Annotated in this window: 22 protein-coding genes and 2 pseudogenes; 11 read left to right on the forward strand and 13 right to left on the reverse strand. The window is 44.9% G+C overall.

The window, feature by feature from the left end:
- Positions 1-8: 8 nt before the first annotated feature.
- Positions 9-224, reverse strand: a pseudogene (locus G7035_RS00175) (helix-turn-helix domain-containing protein); the annotation flags it as partial.
- Between the two features lie 189 nt (positions 225-413).
- On the opposite strand from G7035_RS00175, the gene G7035_RS00180 reads away from it, so the two are divergent.
- The 8 genes from G7035_RS00180 to G7035_RS00210 all read left to right on the forward strand — a co-directional run bounded on the left by G7035_RS00180 (position 414) and on the right by G7035_RS00210 (position 6992).
- Positions 414-1115: a response regulator transcription factor gene (locus G7035_RS00180; protein ID WP_016820488.1), complete on the forward strand. Its 702-nt coding sequence runs from the start codon at positions 414-416 to the stop codon at positions 1113-1115.
- Positions 1112-2473: a sensor histidine kinase gene (locus G7035_RS00185; RefSeq protein WP_016820489.1), complete on the forward strand. Its 1362-nt coding sequence runs from the start codon at positions 1112-1114 to the stop codon at positions 2471-2473. The genes G7035_RS00180 and G7035_RS00185 overlap by 4 nt, the downstream gene beginning before the upstream one ends.
- 22 nt (positions 2474-2495) lie before the next feature.
- Complete coding sequence (locus tag G7035_RS00190; RefSeq protein ID WP_230877376.1) at positions 2496-2918, forward strand: PepSY domain-containing protein; 423 nt, start codon at positions 2496-2498, stop codon at positions 2916-2918.
- The gene (locus G7035_RS27115) at positions 2915-3088 is read left to right on the forward strand and encodes a PepSY domain-containing protein (RefSeq protein ID WP_017426666.1); all 174 of its coding nucleotides are present in this window, start codon (positions 2915-2917) and stop codon (positions 3086-3088) included. Before G7035_RS00190 ends, G7035_RS27115 begins: the two co-directional genes overlap by 4 nt.
- Before the next feature lie 115 nt (positions 3089-3203).
- Positions 3204-3752, forward strand: a complete 549-nt coding sequence (locus tag G7035_RS00195) for a PepSY domain-containing protein (RefSeq protein ID WP_016820491.1) — start codon at positions 3204-3206, stop codon at positions 3750-3752.
- Positions 3753-3956: 204 nt separating this feature from the next.
- Positions 3957-4967: an aminoglycoside phosphotransferase family protein gene (locus tag G7035_RS00200; protein WP_019686778.1), complete on the forward strand. Its 1011-nt coding sequence runs from the start codon at positions 3957-3959 to the stop codon at positions 4965-4967.
- 18 nt (positions 4968-4985) lie between these two features.
- Entirely contained in the window at positions 4986-5882 is an 897-nt protein-coding gene (locus tag G7035_RS00205; RefSeq protein ID WP_019686777.1) for a phosphotransferase, read from the forward strand.
- Positions 5883-6125: 243 nt separating this feature from the next.
- A complete protein-coding gene (locus G7035_RS00210) occupies positions 6126-6992 on the forward strand; it encodes an arylamine N-acetyltransferase family protein (RefSeq protein WP_019686776.1) in 867 nt (288 codons plus the stop codon).
- Between the two features lie 169 nt (positions 6993-7161).
- Here the strand turns inward: G7035_RS00210 and G7035_RS00215 are convergent.
- A pseudogene (locus tag G7035_RS00215) lies at positions 7162-8184 on the reverse strand (protoglobin domain-containing protein).
- A gap of 249 nt (positions 8185-8433) precedes the next feature.
- Positions 8434-10329 carry a PrkA family serine protein kinase gene (locus tag G7035_RS00220; RefSeq protein ID WP_013370145.1) on the reverse strand — a complete coding sequence of 632 codons (1896 nt, stop codon included), beginning with the start codon at positions 10327-10329 and terminating at the stop codon, positions 8434-8436.
- A gap of 283 nt (positions 10330-10612) precedes the next feature.
- Here G7035_RS00220 and G7035_RS00225 point away from each other — a divergent pair, with 283 nt between their 5' ends.
- Positions 10613-11371 carry a DUF2161 domain-containing phosphodiesterase gene (locus G7035_RS00225; RefSeq protein WP_019686773.1) on the forward strand — a complete coding sequence of 253 codons (759 nt, stop codon included), beginning with the start codon at positions 10613-10615 and terminating at the stop codon, positions 11369-11371.
- Positions 11372-11390: 19 nt separating this feature from the next.
- On the opposite strand, the gene G7035_RS00230 is transcribed toward G7035_RS00225, so the two are convergent.
- Positions 11391-12644, reverse strand: coding sequence for an aminotransferase-like domain-containing protein (locus G7035_RS00230; protein ID WP_016820497.1), 1254 nt, complete (start codon positions 12642-12644; stop codon positions 11391-11393).
- A 49-nt stretch (positions 12645-12693) separates the two neighbouring features.
- Positions 12694-13350 carry a response regulator transcription factor gene (locus G7035_RS00235; RefSeq protein ID WP_016820498.1) on the reverse strand — a complete coding sequence of 219 codons (657 nt, stop codon included), beginning with the start codon at positions 13348-13350 and terminating at the stop codon, positions 12694-12696.
- Positions 13351-13621: 271 nt separating this feature from the next.
- Here G7035_RS00235 and G7035_RS00240 point away from each other — a divergent pair, with 271 nt between their 5' ends.
- A complete protein-coding gene (locus G7035_RS00240; RefSeq protein WP_016820499.1) occupies positions 13622-14029 on the forward strand; it encodes a hypothetical protein in 408 nt (135 codons plus the stop codon).
- Entirely contained in the window at positions 14026-15093 is a 1068-nt protein-coding gene (locus tag G7035_RS00245) for a phosphodiester glycosidase family protein (RefSeq protein WP_016820500.1), read from the forward strand. The genes G7035_RS00240 and G7035_RS00245 overlap by 4 nt, the downstream gene beginning before the upstream one ends.
- A 104-nt stretch (positions 15094-15197) precedes the next feature.
- Here G7035_RS00245 and G7035_RS00250 read toward each other — a convergent pair whose 3' ends face one another.
- The 8 genes from G7035_RS00250 to G7035_RS00285 form a co-directional block, all read right to left on the reverse strand.
- Positions 15198-15446, reverse strand: coding sequence for an AbrB/MazE/SpoVT family DNA-binding domain-containing protein (locus G7035_RS00250; RefSeq protein ID WP_014599574.1), 249 nt, complete (start codon positions 15444-15446; stop codon positions 15198-15200).
- Positions 15447-15822: 376 nt separating this feature from the next.
- Positions 15823-16287: a tRNA (uridine(34)/cytosine(34)/5-carboxymethylaminomethyluridine(34)-2'-O)-methyltransferase TrmL gene (trmL, locus tag G7035_RS00255; protein ID WP_017426659.1), complete on the reverse strand. Its 465-nt coding sequence runs from the start codon at positions 16285-16287 to the stop codon at positions 15823-15825.
- A gap of 245 nt (positions 16288-16532) precedes the next feature.
- Complete coding sequence (gene serC, locus G7035_RS00260; protein WP_016820502.1) at positions 16533-17624, reverse strand: 3-phosphoserine/phosphohydroxythreonine transaminase; 1092 nt, start codon at positions 17622-17624, stop codon at positions 16533-16535.
- 268 nt (positions 17625-17892) lie between these two features.
- Positions 17893-19317, reverse strand: coding sequence for a type I glutamate--ammonia ligase (glnA, locus tag G7035_RS00265; protein ID WP_016820503.1), 1425 nt, complete (start codon positions 19315-19317; stop codon positions 17893-17895).
- Between the two features lie 272 nt (positions 19318-19589).
- Positions 19590-20627, reverse strand: a complete 1038-nt coding sequence (aroF, locus tag G7035_RS00270; protein ID WP_017426658.1) for a 3-deoxy-7-phosphoheptulonate synthase — start codon at positions 20625-20627, stop codon at positions 19590-19592.
- 266 nt (positions 20628-20893) lie between these two features.
- Positions 20894-21850, reverse strand: a complete 957-nt coding sequence (locus tag G7035_RS00275) for a 4-hydroxy-3-methylbut-2-enyl diphosphate reductase (RefSeq protein ID WP_017426657.1) — start codon at positions 21848-21850, stop codon at positions 20894-20896.
- 111 nt (positions 21851-21961) lie between these two features.
- Complete coding sequence (locus tag G7035_RS00280) at positions 21962-23440, reverse strand: sensor histidine kinase (RefSeq protein ID WP_017426656.1); 1479 nt, start codon at positions 23438-23440, stop codon at positions 21962-21964.
- Between the two features lies 1 nt (position 23441).
- Positions 23442-24131, reverse strand: coding sequence for a response regulator transcription factor (locus G7035_RS00285; protein ID WP_016820507.1), 690 nt, complete (start codon positions 24129-24131; stop codon positions 23442-23444).
- Positions 24132-24208: the final 77 nt, after the last annotated feature.

Below are 24208 nucleotides of genomic sequence, written 5' to 3' on the forward strand. Positions count from 1 at the left end.
ACGTTCGACTACTTATGCTCCCGCAAATAATAATGTATTAGACATGTATGGCATATAAACTGCTCGCGGGAATCATTAAGATCAAAATCCGTCATGTCGCGTATCCGTTCCAGTCTATATTTTACCGAATTATGATGTATAAAAAAATAATTTGCTGTATCTATCAGACTGCCCCTGTTTTCCAAATAATAAAATAATGTTTTGAGTAAATCACTGCCATGTGACCCACTGACTCCCCGGTCGCTAATGCCCATTCTATGATAGGGGCTACATCTGATCGAGCGGATTGTCCATAATTATAACGCATTATGCTAAGCTCTTTCTCTCCCAGTCCCGTGCTTTGAAGTGTCTTACCTGTCCGTATATGCTAAAATACTTCCGTATCGGCTATTCGCCTACAGGAGGGCATGATTATGAACCAATCCATTTTGATCGTAGAAGACGAAGAGAAGATTGCCCGACTTCTAGAGATCGAACTTGAATTTGAAGGCTATCAAGTAAGTAAAGAAAAAAACGGAATTGACGGACTGGAGACCTATTGCAAAGGTAGTTGGGATCTGGTTTTACTGGATATTATGATTCCCGGTCTTAATGGCATCGAACTCCTGCGGAGGATTCGTAAACATGATGCGAACGTTCCTGTCATTTTACTAACGGCTAAAAGTTCCATTGCGGATAAGGTAGAGGGACTCGATTTGGGAGCCAATGACTATGTTACCAAACCTTTTGTGATCGAAGAGCTGCTTGCACGTGTAAGGGCCGCGCTCAGGGTAGGTGCAGCGAAAGACATGGCTTCACAAGTGGCAGATCAATGGCTTAGTGCCGGGGACTTACGTCTCCATGAAGGTACTCGTGAAGTTCTTCGTGGAGAGCACAACATTGAGCTTACGCCGCGAGAGTTTGACTTGCTCGTTCATTTACTTCGACATCAGCGGCAGGTACTTAGTCGTGAACAATTACTGGAGAATGTATGGGGCATTGATTATATTGGTGATACCAATGTGGTCGATGTGTATATTCGCTACGTGCGGAATAAAATTGACCCTTCGCGCCAACTCCCTGAGCTGATTCATACTGTACGCGGAATTGGCTATGTTCTGAAGGAATCGTTATGAAGCTGCAGAACAAAATCCATACGTACACCTCGTTACTATTCGGGGTTTTACTTGTAGTCATTAATTTCTTAGTCTATTTTCTATTCAGCCAACTTTCGATAGACAGTCGAAAAAACCAGGTAGAAGCCGCAGCAGAAAACATGATTCATGGCATTCAACGCGCTCCAGTATCCGTAGCCACTGAGAATCTTCTACGAGCTTATGTGCCGCTGGATGGTATGCTTCGGCTAATGAGACCGGAAGGCGACTTTCTTGCCCCTATCACCTCTTCATCAGAGCAGTCTCTCAGCTTGGTGAAGGGCGTTTTTAATGAAACACGGCAGGTTCGCATCATTACCTATGAAAGCAACCGTTATATTTACGTATCGGTCCCCATGATTTGGTCGAATGGAGAGGTTGTCAATCTTCAGGTGACCGAGAGCCTGCAACCGACGATGCAGACGCTTCAGGTACTCAGGATCGTACTTATTGCAGTCACAGGAATTGCTTTTATTCCTGTCGTCCTATCGGGAAGACTGCTGGGCAGACTGATTACACATCCAATCACATCCATGATTAACACGATGAAAGAGATTCAACGTAGCGGGAAATTCAAACGTCTTCCGCTCAATTCGTCATCACGCGACGAGCTAGTCGAAATGGGAGAAACGTTTAATGACATGATTGAATTGCTGGAGCGGAATTTCGTTCGCCAAGAACAATTCGTTTCGAATGCGTCCCATGAATTGAAAACACCTCTAACCATTATTGAAAGTTATGCCAGTCTGCTTAAACGACGGGGATTGCAGAATCCCAGTATTTTTGCCGAATCCGTTGAAGCGATCCATTCTGAGGCGCTACGAATGAAGGATATGGCAGAGCAGCTTCTTCTATTGGCCAGAAACGAAGAACAATGGAATGTCGTGTTAGAACCTGTACGCTTGACCAAAGTAGGGACAGAACTGAAAGCTACATTTGAAAATGCTTTCGCCAGACAAATTCAACTGGATGTACAAACAGACTGCATCGCCTATACGGACGAAAATAAATTAAAACAACTTTTATTTATATTTTTGGATAATGCGCGCAAATACAGTGACGAGCCGATACACCTGATGATTGATATTGTGGACGGTACAGCTCAACCTTGCATAAGAATCACAGATCAAGGAATTGGAATCCCTGAAGAAAAATTATCTAAAGTTTTCGACCGCTTTTATCGTGTGGACGAAGCCAGAAGCCGCGAGGAAGGTGGGGCCGGGCTAGGCTTATCATTAGCTACAGGAATTGCTCAAGCTATTCAAGCACAAATTGGGCTAGAAAGCATAGAGGGAAGTGGAACAACTGCAACGATCATCCTCCCTACTGTTCCAGAATAATAAGCCAAAGGAGGCAAAACCAATGAAAACGATCTATACCTGGATGATTGGAGGTATGGTAGCGGCTATATTAATCACCATTTGCCTTTTACAGTGGCCCTGGGCACGATCGTTAGCAGCTTCGCCCTTGGAAGAAAAAACCGTGGTCCAATCTGTATTGCATCAGTATCCCGGTGAGGTGCTCGAATCCCAACGTTTGGATAATTTTTATGTGATCAAGCTAGAACGCACCAAAGGGAAGTATGTAATAAAAGTCAATGCCTATGATGGTGTCATTCAATCCATTAAGCGGACACAGATGTATACAGATGCAAAGCAGGAACCCCAAGATCCCCCCCCGGTTCCTCACAACCCAGTGACAAATCAAATCCAGTCCATAAACCTGACCCGGTTTCTCTTGTCATTACAGAGAATGAAGCAGCCAAGCTTGCTGCAAAAGCAGTGAATGGAACATCCGATGATATTGAACTGCACCGCAATGACAAAGGCCTCTATTATCTTGTTGAGGTTGAGATACAAGATGGGCGTGAGGCAGTGGTGCAGATCAATGCAGTATCAGGCTCAATCGACTCTATCACTTGGGAAAAAGAAAAACAGGATCACGACGAATCATGACGCCCTGATGATCTTGCTTATAGCTTCTCATTGTTTTCTCATGATTCTATTATGTTCCTCTCATATTTAAGGGTTAAGCTGTATTCAAGCATACAGTTCAAGGAGGAATTAGGTAATGAAAAAAAACTATACATTAGGAATAATAGCAGCCACGGTTCTGCTTGGAGTTACGGTTACAGGTGTCTCGGCAAATGCCGTATGGGCTGCTAAACCTACGGGATTAATTGGAGCGACTGCTGCTGCCAATATTGCCAAGAAGGCTGTGGGAAATGATGCGCAAGTTGAGGATGTCGAACTGGAGCGCAAGAACGGAAAGGTATACTATGAAGTGGATCTTCAGCAAGGAGATAAAGATTGGGATATAGATGTTGATGCTTATACCGGGAAAACTATCCGTTCCCATTCTGAGCTTGATCATGACTCGAATGACGAGTCTTCCTTTTACAAGCCCAACCACGTCACTCTAACTGAAAAGCAGGCTGGACAAATTGCACTTAAGCATGTGCCTGGGAGTACCCTTCTGTCTTCTAAATTAGATAAGGAAGACGGACAGTTCATCTATGAGGTCAAGGTACTCACCAACGAAGGAACTGTCGAGCTTGAAATCCATGCATCGTCTGGAGCGATCGTGGATACAGACGAAGAAGATGACAACGATAACTGATCAATCATTCATAATCAGGCTTGCGTAATACAGAGCAAATTAAAACGGAGCAGCGAACTTTCGCTGCTCCGTTTTTTTGACGAATGTGAACACGAAAAGTAAGAGAATAGCTCCATAAAACTGCACCTATTATTTCCTCATGAATAGACTGATAACTAACAGAGGATTACCTTTTTCTTCAATTAAAAGTCAAGTGAGGTTCTTATGGCGAAATCCTATACAAAAGCACAGATTCGCGAAATCACCCGTCGTTTCGGCCTGATCCCCTTAAAATCAAGCTTAGTCTCATCACTGTACCGAAAAAATGCAGTAATCCAAGTAAAAACGAAAAAGGGAACTTATGCATTAAAGCCCTTTAGTCGTTCAAAGATGGCTCGTTCCAATACGATTCAACAGATGGAACGAGCTGCGAGCTATATAAGGCTTTTGAAAAAGAGAAAGTATAACTACATGCCCACATGGCTCCCTACTCATTCCGGCAAGCTATGGACACTACATCAAGGAACGCCATTTTATGTAAGTCAATGGATCAAAGGACGGGGACTGGAAACCGCTGAAGATTTCGAAAAACTAGGGTTAGCCCTTGCCACACTTCACGCTACATCCACCGGCTTACATCGGATGGAGAAAGGAAATTCCCCTTCGACCATTCAACAATTGCGGATATGGAAAAAGCAAGACCGTCTTTTCCAAAAAAAAATGACAAAAATCAGCCGCAAGGATAAGGAGTATCGCAACTGGTACAACACTCATGGCAAGGACTGTATACGTTTATCCAGACGTGCATGGAAGGATTTGCAGGACGCATCCATTATAAGACTACTTCGAACGGAACGCCGGCATCCCTCCTTGATACACAGTGATATCACCACCCCGAATGTCATTATTTCAGACGACGGTCATCTCAAAATCATTGATTGGGATCGGGCTAAGATTGGCTCCGTCTATGCTGATTTGGCAAAGGCTCTTATGAATACAACTCAATTCAATCCTGAATTTGTGCAATCCTTGTTAAGGGGATATCAAAAACGCAAACCACTCAGCCGAACTGAGCGGAAGATTGTTACAGCTTTATATAAACTGCCACGAGAAGCTTGGCATGCTTCTCGACATCCGAATCGTTCAAGAGACCGCGAAATCCTAGACAACTGGGATCAGTCGTGGCCTCTTCGATTACAAATCATCCATATTTTGCAGGAATGGGCCCGTGTATAAAAGAAAGTGAGGAGCAAAATGTCGATTTTATCGAACGTTGAGCAAATGTACGGAATCAAAATTCAGCGTAGCCGTCAAATGAAGGACATTCACAAGATTGAAACAGCTAATACAACTTATTGCTTAAAACCCTACAAATTTCCGGAAGAAGAGATTCGTTTTATTACACGTGTCTTGTCCTACCTGGATGAACGCGGGTTTGCACGTAGCCAAAAGGTCTATCCAACCGTACAGCAAACAGCCTACATGACCTATGAAGGTGTTTCGTATACACTAACTAATTGGGTTCATGGACCCAGACCGGAATTTACAAAAAGAATAGACTTCAAAAAGGGAATTTCTACTTTAGCCAAATTCCACACCAGTGCCGTAGGCTTTCCTGTCACGGAAGCGCCGCCTTCCAGAATCCGTTATGAAGGCTTGAGCGATGAAATAGCTGAATATAAAAAACGTCTCAGTCCTTACAAAGGCACAGCACATCTCCTAGCTCTTTGTGAAGAAGTGTTATATCGTCTACAGCAGCCCAAAGTTCGAGCTGCAATCCAGCAGGAGCAAAAAGCAGCTGCATTAATACACGGTGACTATAACTATCCCAATCTGGTCAAAGACAGGCAGCTCAAAATCCATTTGATTGACTTTGAAAATTGTTCCCTACACGTAAGAATGAAAGATCTCTCCCATCTTCTTCATCGGAATTGTCTTTGGAACGCGACAAAGATGCTGCGCGCGATAGACTTTTATCAACGATATCGACCGTTGAGTACTCAGGATCTGCATCTGCTTCATACGCTATTGATCTCTCCCTATCATGTGGTCCGCAACCTTAGAATAGGTGGCTTCCGTTCTGCCAAGCGAGTCATTCCATCGTTCGTGCATTTGAACAAATACCGACGTGAACTTAGATCACTGCTATAATTAGTTAGCTTGAAAATAAGAAAAAAAACAGACCCGATAATCAGGTCTGTTTTTTTGTGTTCTGACAGCCATCTACGGGAAATCGACATGTTACTAAACGAATTGATTTGCTGATTGTACCGGTACAGCCATAAATTTATAGCATTGTACACAGCACGTACCCCTTTTACAATGATGCTAAGACTCAATGCTCATTTGTTTCGAGAAGAGAATTTGGCAAACTAACAATAGAGGTGACTGCACATGTACACCATGACAAAAGAAGAAATAAAGGCTTATTTGAACAGAATTGGAATTTCCGAAGTTCAGCCTCCTACCCCATCCTATTTAGTGGAGTTGCATAAGGCACATGTAAAAAATCTTTCATGGCAAACGTTGGACATTTTTGCAAGAAAGCCGGCTGCCATTGGTTTTCAAGAATCCGTTCAGCTCATTCTACATGGGAGAAGTGGTTATTGTTTTCATCTGAATGGTGCCTTTAGTGCGCTGCTACATTCGCTAGGGTACAAAGTTTCTTTGCATCATGCTGGGGTACAACCTTTAGGAGCTGAGCCACGCATTAATTCATTTCATCTTGGACTAACAGTGAACTTGCTAAATGAGCAGCAAGAAGATGAAGTATGGATTGTAGATGTCGGACTGGGCGATATGCCATATGAGCCTCTTCCACTCCTTATGGGGACTTATGAACAAGCCCCTCTTCGTTATAAAGTTATGGAATCTGAAGTTGTTACTAAAGGTTGGCGTTTAGAACATGACCCGCTCGCTTCATTTGTTGGCGTTGATTTTGCCCCTACGGTTGTTCAGGATTTGGAAGAATTTAAGCCGAAACATCATTTCTATAGCCGCTCCGTGGAATCTCCATGGTTTAACCTGTTTCTAATTCGGCAAAGGCAAGCATTAGAAGCGAATGAACTCAGAGGATGTATGTGGAAAAAACGCGGGCTAAACGGTTTGGAAAAAATAGAGCTGGATAAGAAATCGCAGTGGCTGGAAGTATTGGCCGATGTATTTGGTGAGCCGCTCGTTAACTACAGCCACCAGGAACGGGACGAGTTATGGAAAAGAGTACTTGCGGCTCATATGGAATGGAAAAAAAGCTTCCTCTAATTCCTTGTTTCAAAAATTCGGTCATTCTTTCATAGGAATATGCACTTCCTCTGTTGCCTCTGTTGTGTTGACTGGACTGCCAACAGGAAGATCGTCGCTTTGCCAGTATCCAGCCAGCTAACGCCCCGAAAACTTCCAGTTCCCCAGGATATACTGCTCAAGCTACATCTCACACCTCCAGCAATTCCGAGGAGTGCTGCAACATTTCCAATTCCTTCACCATGTTTTCAATCAGCTTTGTGAATGAAGCCAATTCTTCGGAGCTGGAGGCCTGTTGCCGGGCACTGGCTGTTGTGGCAGCGGTTTCGGATTGCACACTGTCAAGCATACGGGCAATATCCAGCACCTTGCGCTGAATTTGCTCCTGTGCTTGCTTTGAATTAGATGCCAGCTTTCGCACTTCCTGCGCCACCACTTGAAATCCACGCCCTGCTTCTTGTGCATGGGCTGCCTCAATTGCCGCATTCAGTCCCAGCAAATGAGTCTGATCGGACAATTCTCGAATGGTACTGCTCATCTGTTCAATATGCTTAATTTCATCGCTCAATTGCAGTACCAGTTCCTCTGTATGTTCCTGCGAAGAAGCAGTGTTGCAGGCACTCTCCGCGATATTATCGGTATTTTCCCTAAGTTCGGCAATCATCCCCGTCAAATTTTGTGCAATTCGGGACACCACAGTCAGCATCTGCGTTTGTTCATCGGCGAGCTCGTTAACTTGTTCCTTTTCCTTTTCCTGATAAGCTTCCAGCACAAGTTGGGAATCCAGATTGAACATTTTGGAAAGAGCGTGCACAATAGAATACCAATCCTCTATCCCCGAACGCTTTAAAATGTCTACTGCAATATCCAGATAAGCAATGTACGTACCCAAATAATAATCGGAAGATAATCCAATCCGGGAATGTACCTGCCCCACAAAAAGGCGGTGCTCGATAAACTGATCATCTATTTTCCCATCTGCGAGAGAAAGCCAGTATTCACGTTGTGTTTGCTTTAGTCGCTCAATATTCGACCATTTAGAGATAATCTACATGAGATGGGGAACCTTTTCTACATGCTCATAAAAACGATCCACTACCTCATTTACAATAGATTGGAATAGCCCCTGATAATGATGCAATAAAGCCAAATCGCCATCAGTAATACCAATGTATTGTATCTGTTTTAATCTACTCTCAGCGACATGAATCATAAGTTCCTCCAAATAATAGTTTACATAGATTTTACATTACCATATTTATCGGCAACTTTTTAGAAAATGTTAAAAAAGCAGAAGATTGATTGTGATTGTTTACATATTAATTTCAGAAAAACATATAAATCCAACTCTCTATTCATACAAAAAAAGAACCCGTCAGCACCTCAAACGCTCTGTGCCTGACGGATTCTCTTCACCATCCATTTCAATCCATAGCCTCATTACACAATTGTTTATTTCCCCTTACCTATTCAGGAGGCTGCCTACATACCTCAATAGATCGTTGGCGCTGGCTCCAGTGTAGCCATGCTCCTCAATCAGCCGCTTAATCACCTCATTCATCCGTTTGAGCTGATTAGCATCAGGCGTTTTGGTTGAAGTTGTGATCTTCACAATATCCTTCAAATCGGCGAACAGCTTCTTTTCAATGGCTTCTCGCAGCCGATCATGATGATGATACTCAAACTTTCGCCCCTTGCGGGAATAGGCAGAAATACGGATTAATATTTCCTCACGGAATGCCTTTTTCGCATTTTCTGACACCCCGATTTGCTCCTCGATGGAGCGCATAAGCCGCTCATCTGGGTCGAGCTCCTCATCTGTGAGCGGATCGCGGATTTTCGCCCAATTGCAAAAAGCCTCGATGTTATCCAAATAGTTATCAAACAGCGTCTTGGCTGATTCTTCGAAAGAGTACACAAAGGCCTTTTGTACTTCTTTTTTCGCCAATTCATCATATTCCTTACGAGCCACGGAAATGAAATTCAGATACCGCTCCCGCTCTTCCTTTGTGATAGAAGCGTGCTGGTCTAAACCATCCTTAATGGCTCGTAAAATATCCAGAGCATTGATGGACTCCACATTTTGCTTAATCAGCGCACTGGAAATACGATTAATGACGTACCTTGGGTCTACACCGGACATGCCTTCTTCCAGAAACTCATGTTGCATCTCCTTCAGATCGGCCTCCTTATAGCCTTCGACCTCCTCACCATCATACATGCGCATCTTTTTAACCAGATCCATCCCCTGCTTCTTGGTTTCTTTCAACCGGGTGAGTACAGAGAAAATGGCAGCCGTTCGCAACGCATGAGGAGCGATGTGTATATGACGCATGTCACTTTGCTCAATAAGCTTGGCATAAATCTTTTCTTCCTCGGAAACTTTCAGATTATAGGGAATTGGCATTACAATCATCCGCGATTGCAACGCCTCGTTCTTTTTATTCGCAATAAAGCTTTTATACTCCGATTCATTGGTGTGAGCTACGATCAATTCATCTGCACTGATGAGCGCAAACCGTCCGGCCTTGAAATTTCCTTCCTGGGTCAGAGACAGTAAATTCCACAAAAATTTCTCATCGCACTTCAGCATTTCCTGAAATTCCATCAGTCCGCGATTCGCTTTATTCAGCTCTCCGTCAAATCGATAGGCGCGTGGATCCGATTCCGAACCATACTCTGTAATGGTGGAAAAGTCGATGCTGCCTGTCAAATCGGCAATATCCTGCGACTTCGGATCAGAAGGACTGAACGTACCTATGCCGATCCGGTTTTCTTCCGATATAAATACCCGCTCCACGCGAACCTTTTCAATATCACCATCAAATTCCGTACGTAATCTCATTTGGCAGGATGGGCACAGATTACCTTCAATGCGCACACCCAGTTCCTTTTCGAATTCGGGACGCAACTCATGAGGAATAAGATGAAGGGGATCTTCGTGCATAGGGCAGCCTTCTATGGCATACACGGCTCCCTGATCTGTTCTCGAAAACTTCTCCAGACCACGCTTTAGCAAAGTGACCAGTGTTGATTTCCCTCCGCTAACAGGTCCCATCAAAAGAAGGATACGCTTGCGGACATCGAGCCGCCTGGCTGAGGAATGGAAGTACTCCTCCACCAACTTCTCCAGTGCACGATCCAGCCCAAAAATCTCCTGCTCAAAAAATTTATATCGCTTATGTCCCCCAACCTCTTCTACACCAAAAGATTCAATCATTTTGTAAACCCGTGCATGAGCGGTCATCGCCGGTGTCGGGTCTTTCTTGAGTATCTCGATATACTCTCTAAAAGTGCCGTTCCAGGCCAAGCGGTTGTTCTCCGCTCGGTACTCCGCAAGGCGGTCAAAAATATTCATGCTCGGTTCCTCCCATGACTGCGTAATGACTATCCTCCACTCTTGATGATTATGGCTACACTCGTCACGCCTTTCAGGATATAATGCGATCCTCTTAAAAAAAGTGTAATACATACCTATGCAGATTGATTTCAGAATTGACCTATTTTTTTGTGACAGGTCTCTAGGCTTTTTCCAAAAACAAAGGGATTCACTATGCTAAAATAGACAACAACGACGCGGACCTGACGCATTATGGTACAATATAAGCTCGGAATAATGGGATAAAGGAGCGGGAGAATCCATGGCGGTTCGGCATGAGACGGAGCTGTACGCTCCGGTCAAAGCCTTTTTTGAAAATTTGGGATATGAAGTCAAAGGAGAAGTGCGCAACTGCGATTTGATGGGGATCAAGCCAGGGCAGCAAGCGCCTCTAATTGTGGAGATAAAAAAGACGTTTAACCTGGCGCTGGTACTGCAAGGCATGCAGCGCTTGAAGCTAAGCAGCAATGTATATGTGGCTGTAGAACGGAATCGTGCCAAAAAAGGGGCGGTGAATCAACGCTGGAATGAGCTGGTCGGACTGTGCCGCCAGTTGGGGCTTGGCTTGCTCACCGTCACGCATTTTAAAACAAAGCCTCCGCTCGTTGAGGTGCTGTGTAAGCCCGTGGCATCTAGTGATGATGTTCACAAAACGACTACCGTTCGCCGCGGCTCGCGCAAGGAAAAGCTGTTGCGGGAATTTCACGCACGCAGCGGTGACCACAATGTCGGCGGGAGCACCCGGCGCAAGCTGGTCACCGCCTACCGGGAAAAAGCGCTGCGCGTAGCCGCTGCTTTACAGGGTTTGGGGGAAGCCGCCCCGGCGCAGCTCGCCCGCACAGCAGCCGTCAGCGACGCTGCTGCCGTACTCCAGCGCAACTACTACGGTTGGTTTGAACGTGTAGCCCGCGGGCGTTATCGGCTGACTCCGTTCGGTGAAGCCGCTCTGAGCGAGTATGCAGAAGTACTGCAGCAACAGGGCATTGAAGCGGCGGCTGGAATGATGGCAGAGGATGACTGACCTCGGATAGTGGTTATTACTAGCTTCGCGCAGTAAATTCTCCGATCGTCTCACCGATTAAATTCATGCCCATAAGCAGTTGTTCCCGGCCTGGGTGGCTAAAGTTAAGGCGAATATGGGCCGCACCTTCATCGCCAACCGCACACAACGCACCTGGCATAAAGGCTACGCCCTTGGGTAGCGCCGCTTTGAGCAGCAAGGCGCTGTCCAGCCCAGCGGGCAATTTCACCCACACATACATCCCACCAGATGGAATATGATACGTCACGTCTTTCCAAAACGGACGCTTGAGCAGCTCTAAGAGTAATTGGAGCCGAGTTGAATATTCCTTGTTCAACATTGCCAAGTGCTCATGCCATTGAAAACGCGAATTGGTCAGCAATTGGAACAGCAGCCGTTGGTTCATCGTACTGGATTGCACGTCAGCCAGCTGCTTCAAGGCGTACATCCCTTCGATCAGCGGCGCAGGACCAGCCGCCCAGCCAGTTCGCAGTGCAGGGGCAACTGTTTTATTAAATGAACCGATATATAGCACTTGACCGCCCTGACCCGCATGATCCAGTGCGAATAGTGAGGGGTAAGCCTCTGCAAACTTTCGGCTCTGGGCATGTGGACTCTTATCATGGGTTTCGTGTTTTTGCTTAAAATGCAATTCACCGTAAGAATCGTCCTCAACGACCAACACCTCATGACGCCTACAGAGGTCCAAAATTTCCTGCCGTCTAGCCGCGCTCCATAAGGCGCCTGTCGGATTCGTAAACGTTGGCGTAGCAAAAAAAAGCTTGGGGCGATAACGGATCATTAAAGCTTCAAGCTTATCGGGAATAACGCCCTCCCCATCCGATTCTACAGGAACGACCTGCGCCCCTTGCATAGATAGTACCTGTAAACACCCAGGGGATGTCGGGTTCTCGACCAATACCGGATCACGTTCATCCACCATCAGCCTTACGATCAAGTCAATGGCCTGCTGGCTGCCTGTGGTGAGAAGAATTTGACCTGGCGGTACTCTTACTCCTTTACGCTGCTCCCACTCTCCCGCAAGCCATGCCCGCAACGGAAAATAGCCCTCCGGTTCACCATACTGGAGGGCGTCAGGGCCGGAGCCAAACACATCATGAGCTGCTTCTTCCAACAGTTTCACCGGAAACAGCTCTTGTGCAGGCAATTCTTCAGCCAAAGATATAAAGGAATGTCTTCTCGCATTTTCCCGGATATGACGCACTGGAGAAGCCAACATCGCAGCCGTTCGTGAAGCAAAGGAATATTGCATGAACATCCTCCTTCTCCTGAAAAATAGTCATGATCTCCGGGCTGACACGTCAAGCATATAACTGCTTCATCTGACGCGCATATAAGGCATAACGTTCAATCGCCTGCGCCCGGCTGGACACACCTAATTTCGCATAAATTTTACGTAAATAATTATCAATGGAGCGCCGGCTAACTTCGATCTCGATAGCAATTTTGTCATATGTAATTCCTTGTACAATACGTTCCATAATAAAAACTTCGGTTTGCGTCAATTCGTCAAAAGGCTCAGAAGCCATTAACGGCATAAATGGCCAGTTTCCACAACGAATCCAATCCATTGGTAATGAAGCAAATCCTTCGCGCAAACCGTTGATCAGGTGAATTAACTGGCTCGGTGATGCCTGCTTGGATAGCATTCCATTTGCGCCAAGCGAGATTAACTGCTGGAACAACGTAATATTGTCCTCATCCGTCATAATAACAATATGGCTGTCCGGAGACAAGACCCGCATTTGTGTCAAAAACGGTTCCGCCGTTCCCTCAGGCAATCTATAGTCCATTAAAATAATTTCCGGGCGAATGGAGCAAACCAGCTCCAGGCCTTCTGTGCCGGAGGAAGACATCCCTCTCACAAGCAAATCCTGCTGGTCTTCCAAAATAAGCTTTGTTCCCAGCATACTTGTAGGATGGATATCTATGATGACCACCTGCCATACTTTTCTCATATCTAAACCTCCTGATTTACAAAAAAATACATATTTAGCGAAAGTAATCACAAAACTAGAGAGTGCTTATGTAGAAATTGCGTAAATGTGAACGTATAGGAAGCGAAAACGATTTAAGGAAATTGTATCCTAGGACTTCCTTCCGATGCAATCTCTTTTTCCAATATTTTTATATGACTATTTCGCTTTTGCGAAATAAATAGGCCCATGATAGAATTGGTACTGCAAATAAAGACTGGAAATTTGAATTTACACGGGAGTTGAAAATCACATGCAAGCTTCACCTGAACGTCCTCCTGCCGAAGCCCGGCGGAGCAATTCAAGAAAGGGGTTGCCCGTAAAGACTTTTCTGCTATTTTGGTTTCTTCTTATTATACTAGGTGCTCTCGCAACCTATCTGTATAGCAATCACTTAAAGCAGCAAATGCTAAACGAAATGCAAACCCATACAGACCAACAAATTCAAGTACTCAAATCTGACTATGAAAAGCAATTGACTGCACTTTCCAAGGAAGTTAGCGGATTGCAGGGCAAGGTTCAGTCCTTCAACGAACTACTGACCTTTACAAAGGATAATGCCAATAACAAGACCGATAATAGCAATAAACTGTATACTCAATTAAATGAAGTCAAGCAGCAGCTCAATACACTTCAGAAAAAAATGGACTTGCTAAAATGAATGTAGATGCAAAGCTAGTAAACCGGTTCTTTATGTTGGCCCTTGCTCCTTTTATCGGTTTGTTAGGGTGTATTTTGTTAGTGCATCCCCCTTTGAGCTTTCCTGAATCTACATCTCCGAGTCTGCAAAAAGCCGAAATTACTTTACAAACGCAATCAGTAGGCAAGCAGCTTGATGAAGCCAAGCAAACAGCAACGTATACCTTATCTACGATTCGCCGGACGTCTGAGCTCTACAAACAAACGACCCAAACGATGAATCAGCTTGTCGTGACTGCCTCTGCGCAGTCCAAGCGACCCGCGGTTATCTATAATCGGCGCATCACTGCCAAACTGGGGGTTCCCTACTACCAGGTTGATAGCAACCGGATTACCATTGAATTGTTTAAAGTAAACCCGGGAATTTATCACGGATACGCTATGAAAGTCAAACTTAAAGATCCTACGGCAATGAAAATGTCTTTGGGAAATGACAAATTGGGTGGCTCAGAAACGACCATGCGTGCAGTCTTGAGACACGGAGCCATTGCAGGCATCAACGCAGGCGGCTTTGCCGATGGAGATGGCAAACGCTATCCATTAAGCACTACTGTCTTGAACGGCCGCTACCTTACTGGCTTTCAGTCGAGTTTTAAGGACTTGTCATTCGTCGGATTGAGTAACGATGGCAAGCTTATTGGGGGCAAATTTTACAATCAAAGTGCTCTTGACAGCTTGAAACCTGCCTTTGGAGCTACCTTTGTTCCCGTTCTGTTGCAAAGGGGACAAAAAGTGCCTATTCCTGACAAATGGAAAGTCTCTCCCAAGCGGGCTCCACGTACGGTCATTGGCAACTATAAAGATGATCAGTTGCTCATTATTGTCGTAGACGGCTACAATGAAAGCGGGGGTTCAGGTGCAACGCTCGAAGAACTCCAAGGGAAGATGTTCAATCTGGGTGTTCAAGATGCTTATAATTTGGACGGCGGCGGTTCATCGTCCCTTATACTAAACGGCCGAATCGTAAACAAACCGTCAGATGGTAATTTGCGTCCAGTCCCTACTCATTTTTTGTTCTATAAATAGTTAGGTGTAGTGTAGTTTACCATCCAATTAAATATATGCTGTTCAGGCATAGCTCTATCCGAAAAAAAGCATCACGAACGAATGTCGTGATGCTTTTGCCTCATTTAGGAGGAGTACTGTGTCATTTCTGTCAGGCATTGAGCACAAATATAACGTTCTTTGAAATCGTTCACTTGTTCTATTGAGCCGCAGAATACACATTTTGGACGATAACGCTCCAAAATAATATGATCGCCCTGAACCAAAATTTCGACAGGATCTCCCTCATTCATTTGATATCTTTTACGCAATGACTTAGGCAGAACTATTCTCCCCAACTGATCAACTTTACGTACCACACCGGCAGGTTTCATCGTGATCGTACACCTCTCCTATTGAGTATTAGCTTGCAATTTTCTTTCCAGGCGAAAAACTAGGTACAAAGACACTATTCTTTATGTAGTATTCGCTGTCTTTTTGTCGAATCCTGCTGATCACAGGAAATTTTATTACATTTTTTCATAAAATCATGAACCATATCAAAGTATGGTACAGAATGTCTATAATATTTTTATCGACCGGAAACCCAATTATCATTAGCCTTCACAGAGAATTCCCGCAAATTTATGACCATATATCCTTTATTTAAGCTCTACTGTCATGTACTTTCGAGCAATAATAGTGCAACTTTTATCAGCAACTAAGGTCCTGGTTCTTTATTCGCATTTATACTTGATCGATTGATGTTCGTTACGATAAACCTGGAAAATCCAATTGTCTCAGCGCTTCATATACGATAATCGCAGCGGAATTCGACAAGTTTAGAGATCTTACTTTATCTGACATAGGCATCTTGATACATGTATCAGGATTAGCAGCTAACAGTTCAGGAGGCAAACCTTTCGTTTCTTTACCAAACACCAAAAAGTCTCCATCCTGAAACTCAATATCACTATACTGCTGTTTTGCCTTTGTCGTCGCATAAAAGAAGCGACCTTCTTGATATTTCTCTTGTACTTCAGCAAAAGAATCGTGATACTCAATGTGAACAGCATACCAATAATCAAGTCCAGCCCGTTTTAACGTAGCATCATCGGTACGGAAGCCCAGTGGCTTAACCAGATGCAGATGAGTTCCGGTTGCTGCACACGTTCTGGCAATATTCCCTGTGTTAGCTGGAATTTCCGGCTCGACAAGCACAATATGTAATGGCATCAGTTTTTCGTTCCTTTCATTATTAAATTCATTAGACAAATAACCTAAAGTCTAACTAAAATGTGTATACTGAAAACATACACTTTCTTCATTTTAACAAAATCAGAGGGATATAGACATCAAACGACAAAAAAATATCAATTTCCCTACACCACTAAAAGCCTTCCCCTATACACATTCAGGGAAGGCTTTATTTTTACTTTTTCGATATCAAATATCGTGTATCGAAATATATGTCTGTATAATCAACTGTTACGTTGCTTAAATCCATCCATAAACTCGGCTAATGCTTGACAGTTCTCCAGTGGAACCGCATTGTAGATTGAGGCGCGAAGCCCTCCTACACTGCGATGCCCCTTCAATCCGATGAAACCCGCTTGTTCGGATTCTTTAATAAATTGTTTTTCCAGATCCTCATTCGCAAGGCGGAAGGTTACGTTCATAATAGAACGATCAGCGCTGTCCACACAACCACGATAGAAGCCTTCGCTTCTGTCAATACGGTCGTATAGCAGATCAGCTTTCTGCTGATTCACACGCTCGATGCCTTCTAAACCGCCTTCCTCCTGGATCCATTTGAGCACTTCATTCACCATGTATATGGCAAAGGATGGGGGAGTATTGTAGAGAGAGTTATTCTTTTCATAAGTACTGTAACGCAGCATCGTAGGAATATTGCCTGGTGAGGAAGCCAGTAGCTCTTCACGGGCAACCACGACCGTTACACCAGAAGGTCCCAGATTTTTTTGCGCACCAGCATAAATCAATCCAAATTGAGTAACATCAAAAGGCTTGCAAAAAATATCACTGGACATGTCCACAATCAGCGGTACGGAACCCGTATCCGGGAATTGCTTAAATTGTGTACCTTCAATCGTCTCATTGGACGTCATATGCACATATGCAGTATTCTCAGGCAAGTCCAAGGAATCCACATTCGGAAGACGCATGAATTTCTCATCAGCGGAGGAGGCGGCAATGTGAGCCTTGCCCAATAGCTTAGCTTCTTTATATGCCTTGTCCGACCAGCTGCCTGTCATTACATAGCTTCCGATCTGTCCTTCGCCTAAGAAATTTAAAGGCAGCATGGCAAACTGCGTGCTTGCGCCCCCTTGCAAGAACAACACCTTGTAGCCTTGTGGATTGCCCAGCAGAGATAGCAGACGTTCCTGCGCTTCATTATGGACAGATTCATACACGGCTCCACGGTGAGACATTTCCATGATGGACATCCCTGTCCCCTGGAAATCTACGAATTCAGCTTGTACACGTTCCAGTACTTTGAGCGGCAATGCCGCTGGTCCTGCATTAAAATTGTAGGCTCTCTTACTCAACAATTTCCCATCCCTTCTCTACTCTGGTGTGGATATTATCGCTATGATAGCAGTATTCATAAATGCGTTCAATACTTGTATAAAAATGTTTCCGATTTCCTTTATGATGTGACAAAGCTGTGAATGTTAATATATTTAACATCTTCATTTTGTAGTATTTATCATAATGGTAAAAGGTCTCCGGCATAAGACCGGAGACCTATCTTGAACAACAACTATTCCCCGCAGGCTAATGAGTGTTATTCAAATCTGCTATGCTATCAATGTAGTATTAGCAGTCAAAATACAAGCTGTATTCATGTGGATGAACACGGATGTTCACTGATTTAGCTTCAGAACGTTTGAACTCTACATAGTTATCGATGAAGTCCTTCGTAAATACGCCGCCTTCAGTCAGGAATTCGTAATCGGCTTCCAGAGCGTCCAGAGCTTCATCTAGTGTACCAGGTACACTGCGGATTTTGCCTTTTTCAGCGTCAGACAGCTCATAGATGTTAGTGTCGAGTGGACCATAGCCCAATTCGACTGGGTTCAGTTTGCGCTTGATGCCATCCAGACCCGCCATCAGCATTGCTGAGAAAGCAAGGTATGGGTTAGCTGTGGAGTCTGGTGTACGGAACTCGATTCGACAGCCTTTAGGCGTTACAGCCGCTACTGGAATGCGTACAGCCGCAGAACGGTTACCTTTGGAGAATACCAGGTTAACCGGCGCTTCGTAGCCAGGAACGAGACGTTTGAACGAGTTGGTGCTTGGGTTGGTCAAAGCGATCAACGCAGGTGCATGGTACAGAATACCGCCAATGTAATGAAGAGCCATTTCGCTCAGATTAGCATAACCACCTTTTTCGTAGAACAAAGGAGTGTCGCCATCGAAAATAGATTGGTGAACGTGCATACCGCTTCCGTTGTCCCCGAAAATCGGTTTCGGCATGAATGTTGCCACTTTACCATATTGACGCGCTGTGTTGTGTACAATGTATTTATAAACGAGCAGGTTGTCTGCTGTTTTCTTGAGTGTATCAAAACGGAAGTTGATTTCCGCTTGGCCTGCCGTAGCCACCTCATGGTGATGGCGCTCAATTCTCAGACCTGCTTCTTCAAGCAAACGGCACATTTCACTACGAATGTCTTGCTGGGTGTCTACTGGTGCTACAGGTACATAGCCGCCCTTCACTCCCACTTTGAAGGCCAGGTTGCCGCCTTCTTCCTTACGGTTCGTGTTCCAAGCTGCTTCCTCGGAATCTACGAAGAAGGAGGAGCTGTTCATGCCGCTTTCGTAGCGAACATCATCAAAGATGAAAAATTCAGATTCAGGTGCAAAGAATGCCGCTGTGCCCACTCCTGCGGATTGCAGAAATTCCTCAGCTTTTTTGGCAATACCACGAGGATCACGGTCATATTTTTCACCGTCTGGCGTAGCAATATCACACAGGATATTCAGTGTTGGATGCTGAGTGAAAGGGTCGATAAAAACCGCTTCTGGATCGGGCAGCATAACCATGTCGGATTCCTCAATGCCACGATAGCCGGGAATGGAAGAACCGTCGAAAGCAACACCGTTAACAAATGTTTCTTCATCTACTTCGGAAGCTGGCAATGAAATATGGTGAGCACGACCAGACAAATCTACAAAACGAAAATCTACCCACTCAATATTATTTTCCTGAATTGTTTTCAATACGTTTTCAACGGACATGTCTTCTTCCTCCCAATTTTTCCGAACATTAAGTCTTATACAACCCTGAAATGTTCATGATCGAATGTTTTTTTCTGTCGTCATTATAAATCTCAAACATGACACGGGTCAATAGCTATGTAAGGTATTTTTTAAACTAATGTTAGATATGCTTACGCCCTTGATAACATTTGAACAATACAAAAAGCCCGAAACATCGGGCTTTTAGGTGATTTTACTCTTATTTACTGCATTGCGGCAAAACTTTTATGCATTAATGTTAATAATTAGTTTTAAGATACAGCACTAGGTGTGTGGAATGTTTTCCCAATTGCAGGAGCCAACAATTCCAAATCTTTTAGTAAATCTGCAAATTGATCCGGGAATAGGGACTGTACACCATCACCCGTCATCGAGTTGTCAGGGTCTGTATGCATTTCAATAATTAAACCATCCGCTCCCGCTGCTACCGAAGCCTTCGTCATAGGAACAACCAGTTCACGTCTACCTGTGCCATGGCTAGGATCGGAAATGACCGGCAAATGGCTCAACTGCTGCAAAACAGGGATCGCGGACAAGTCGAGCGTATTTCTAGTGTAGGTTTCGAATGTACGGATACCGCGCTCACATAACATAACGTTCGGGTTGCCGCCTGCCAAGATGTACTCGGCAGCATTCAAAAACTCGTCATAAGTCGAGCTGAAACCTCGCTTGAGCAATACTGGCTTGCCGCAAGTACCCAGCTTGCGCAGCAAATCAAAGTTTTGCATATTACGTGTACCTACTTGCAGAATATCGGCGTATTCCGCGCAGATGTCTACGTATTCAGGTGTCATGACCTCTGTGATGGTCAAGAGATCGTGCTTCTGCCCCGCCTCAGCCATCATGATTAAACCTTCTACACCCGTTCCTTGGAAGCTGTATGGCCCTGTACGCGGCTTAAAGGCACCTCCACGAAGGACTTGCGCGCCTGCAGCTTTGACCAATCCGGCAATTTCATCGATCTGTGCGGCAGACTCAACAGCACATGGTCCCCCCATAACGACAAGCTCGCCGCCGCCGATATTTACACCTTTGATGGAGATCACCGTATTTTCCGGATGAAAATCACGGCTGGCCAATTTGTAGGACTTCGAAATTTTAACTACATTTTCTACACCCTTCATTTGGCGTAGATGTTCTGCCAGCTTCGGTTCTACGCTACCAATCAGTCCGATAATCGTACGATCCGATCCTCGGGATACATGAGCCTGCAATCCTTCTTTTTCAATCACTTCAACAATAGCTTGAATATGTTCTTCAGGTGTTTGAACACCAGCGATAACGATCATTTTTTTCTTCCTCTCTATAAACCATATTTTATTATCCACATAGAATAATATTATGACACTTAGACGCTTGTTCGCTTTTAAGCTTTTATCCGTTAAAGCAACTATACCTGTTTTAACTTGCCTCGTCAAGGCTTAATTATCCCGAATAGTTCTTTTTTTTGACTTAGTGAAGCTGATCTAATTGAATAATATCGGTACTTAAACAATTTGAAAAAAGCCGCTACCCGGATGTTTGTATCCGAATAACGGCTGTAATCAATGACATACTATTTCGTCGTTTTTGACTTTTCTCGTACAGGAGGCAGCAGTTTTTTCATATCAATGGTTCGCTGAATCTCCCATGTTTCCGGGTTATCCGCTTCATACTGTTCCAAATACGTAATGACCTCTTTGGTAATCAGCGTAGGTGTTGAAGCCCCGGAGGTCACAGCTACTTTGGCTACACCCTCAAGCCACTCCCTCTTCAGCTCCGTTATATCAGAAATACGATAAGCCGTAGTACCAGCTATTTCCTCTGACACCTGAGCCAATCGGTTGGAATTGTTGCTTCGCGGGTCACCGACCACGATTACCAGATCCGCCTGTCCTGCCTGCTCAGCTACCGCTTCCTGACGTACCTGTGTCGCCAAACAGATTTCATTGTGTATCTCGGCACCTGGGTACTTTTCTAGAAGCTTTTTCATTATGTGCTTGATGTCCCATTGACTCATGGTCGTCTGATTCGTAATGAGGATTTTGTCTGCTGACAGTGTAAGACTGTCAATCTCTTCTTCCTTTTCAATCAGATGAACATGGTCAGGAGCAATACCGATAGCTCCCTCTGGCTCTGGATGATTCTTTTTGCCAATATAAATAATCTGATAGCCTTCGGCAGACTTCTCCCGAATCAGATCATGTGTCTTCGTGACGTCAGGGCAGGTTGCGTCAACCGTAGTCAATCCCTTGTCTCGTGCCAGCTTGCGAACCTCTGGTGATACGCCATGAGCAGTGAAAATGACAGTACCACTCTCTACCTGGCTTAAAATCTCCATGCGGTTCGGTCCGTCCAATGTAATGATTCCTTCGTCTTCGAAGGAATTGGTGACATGACTGTTATGAACAATCATGCCTAGTATATAAATAGGCCGGGGTAAGTCCAAATTTCTGGCTGCCTGACGAGCCAATACCATGGCATCGACTACGCCGTAGCAGTAACCCCGGGGCGAAATTCTGAGTACCTCCAAAAATAGCCCCCACTTTCTTCGACACAGTATACAGCTCCAGTAACTGGACAGCTGCAGGCCTTTATGCCTCTACCGGCCAATTCTATGATGTAGTTCTCCTCCTATTATAGCCTATTCCAAAGGCGCGGAAAAGCTGACAGGAAGCCAAATGACAAAGGTTGTTCCTTCTCCTTGGCGCGTAACCACTTCCACAGACCCCTGATGTTCATCAATAATCCACTTGGCAATAGATAATCCCAAGCCAATTCCCTCCGTCACGCCGCGTGACTCATCTGCCCGGTAAAACCGGTCAAAAATAAAGGGAACCTCACTTTTGTCCATACCAATACCTGTATCACTGATCCGTAGCCCCACCTGACCCTGATAAACAATCGCATCAAATCGGACTGTGCCTTCAGGTGTATATTTAAAAGCATTATCAATGAAAATGAATAGCATTTGCTGCAAATAATCTTTGCTTCCGTCCATATAAATACCATTCAACAACGAAAAGTCGCCCACATTCCATTCGGCCGTTCGCTCCAAAAACTGAGCACGACGAGCAACCTCGTTTACGAGCGGCTCCAGCGCAACAGGCATCTTATCGAATGTTTTCCCCGTGTCCGCTCTTGCGAGTGACAACATATCGCTCACCAAGCGACTCATTCGCTTGCCTTCATCCGCCATGTCATTCAGCGCCTCCATGGAAAGCTCGCGAATCATGGCTTCATCCATATTCGGTCGCTCGCCCGGTTCGGTAGTCCACATTTTGAGCAGAAAATCAACGTTGCCACGAATCGTCGTCAAAGGTGTGCGCAGTTCATGGGAAGCATCGGCCACAAACCGGCGCTGCGCACCATATGCATCTTCAAGTTCCTTATAGAACACTTCTGTACGCCCCAGCATGTTGTTAACCGTCCCGATCAATTGTCCAATTTCATCTGGTGGTCCGTCATATTCAATCCGAACACTCAAATCATTACTCGATTGAATCTGATTGGCCCCCTCAATGACCTTAACCAGCGGCTTCATAGATTTACGAGCCAGGAAGAGACCAGAGGTCGCAGCAGCGAGTAAGGCAAATAGTGAACCGTACACAAGCACATTTTGTAACCTGTTCATAAGTCGGTCCTGAGAACCCGTGAATTGCCCTACCTGTAGCAGCCCGACCACCAAGCCCAACTCCTCGGATTTGATCGGCTGTTGAATAATCATAAAGGAATCACCATTTACGTTCACACGCCGAATTCCTTCATTTTGAACTGCTCCTGCCGCTGTAGACGGAACAGGGAAGGTGATACTGAGGTCTTTCATATTTTGGGTCGTTTTGGTTACACCGGACGTATAATTGTAAATTTGAACATAGAGCTGTGAGTCATCTATTCCACGCCCCTGCTCCAATCCCAAATCCAGATTAGGGACCTCAAACAATCCCCCTTTTATAATAAGGCGTAATTGCTTGTTAATCTGTGGCGCCTGAGTCATAAGCTGACTTTTCACTTCATTATATGTGTAGTAATATACTAGTCCGTAAATAGCCAGACCAAAAATGACAAGCACTATAGCCAAGATGCTCGAATACCAAGCTGTCAGCCGCCACCGAATAGACATATTACACATCACCTCTTAAAATATAGCCAGCTCCCCGAATGGTACGAATAAGCCGTTTGCCACCATCCTGCTCCGTTTTTTGTCGCAACATGGCAATATATACTTCCAGCACATTCGATTCTCCGCTATAGTCATAGCCCCAAATTTTATCCATAATCAGATCACGCGACAGAACGCGTTTTGGGTTTTGCATGAACAGATGGAGCAGTTCAAATTCTTTGGCCGTCAGTTCCAAGCGTTTGCCACCACGAACTACTTCACGTGATTCGTTATCCAGTTGTAAATCCTCGAAGGTAAGCCGATTCCCATTATTGTCCTGCTGTTCAGTTTTACGCCGCAAAAGCGCTCGTACGCGTGCCAGCAGCTCCTCCAGAGCAAACGGCTTCACGAGATAATCATCAGCCCCCAGGTCCAGACCCTTCACCCGGTTCTCCACCTCATCCTTGGCTGTAAGCATCAGGACAGGTACTGTGCTTCCCCCCTCCCGCATACGACGGCAAACCTCAAAACCATCGACCTGCGGCATCATTACATCGAGCACGACCAAATCAGGCTCAGCCGTTAGCATTTTATTTAATCCCTCTGCTCCATTGGCGGCTGTCAGCACTTCATATCCTTCAAAAGCCAGCCCTCTGCGCAGCATGGATACAATTTTTTCATCATCATCAATGATCAGAATAGTAGAGCGCATACACGATCAAACTCCTTTATCTCTTCTTCTTTTCCCTCTATTGTAGCAGGAGTAGACGCGTGTAGCATCTTGCCGCC

This window comes from Paenibacillus polymyxa (genome assembly GCF_015710975.1).
Classification (GTDB): Bacteria; Bacillota; Bacilli; order Paenibacillales; family Paenibacillaceae; genus Paenibacillus; species Paenibacillus polymyxa.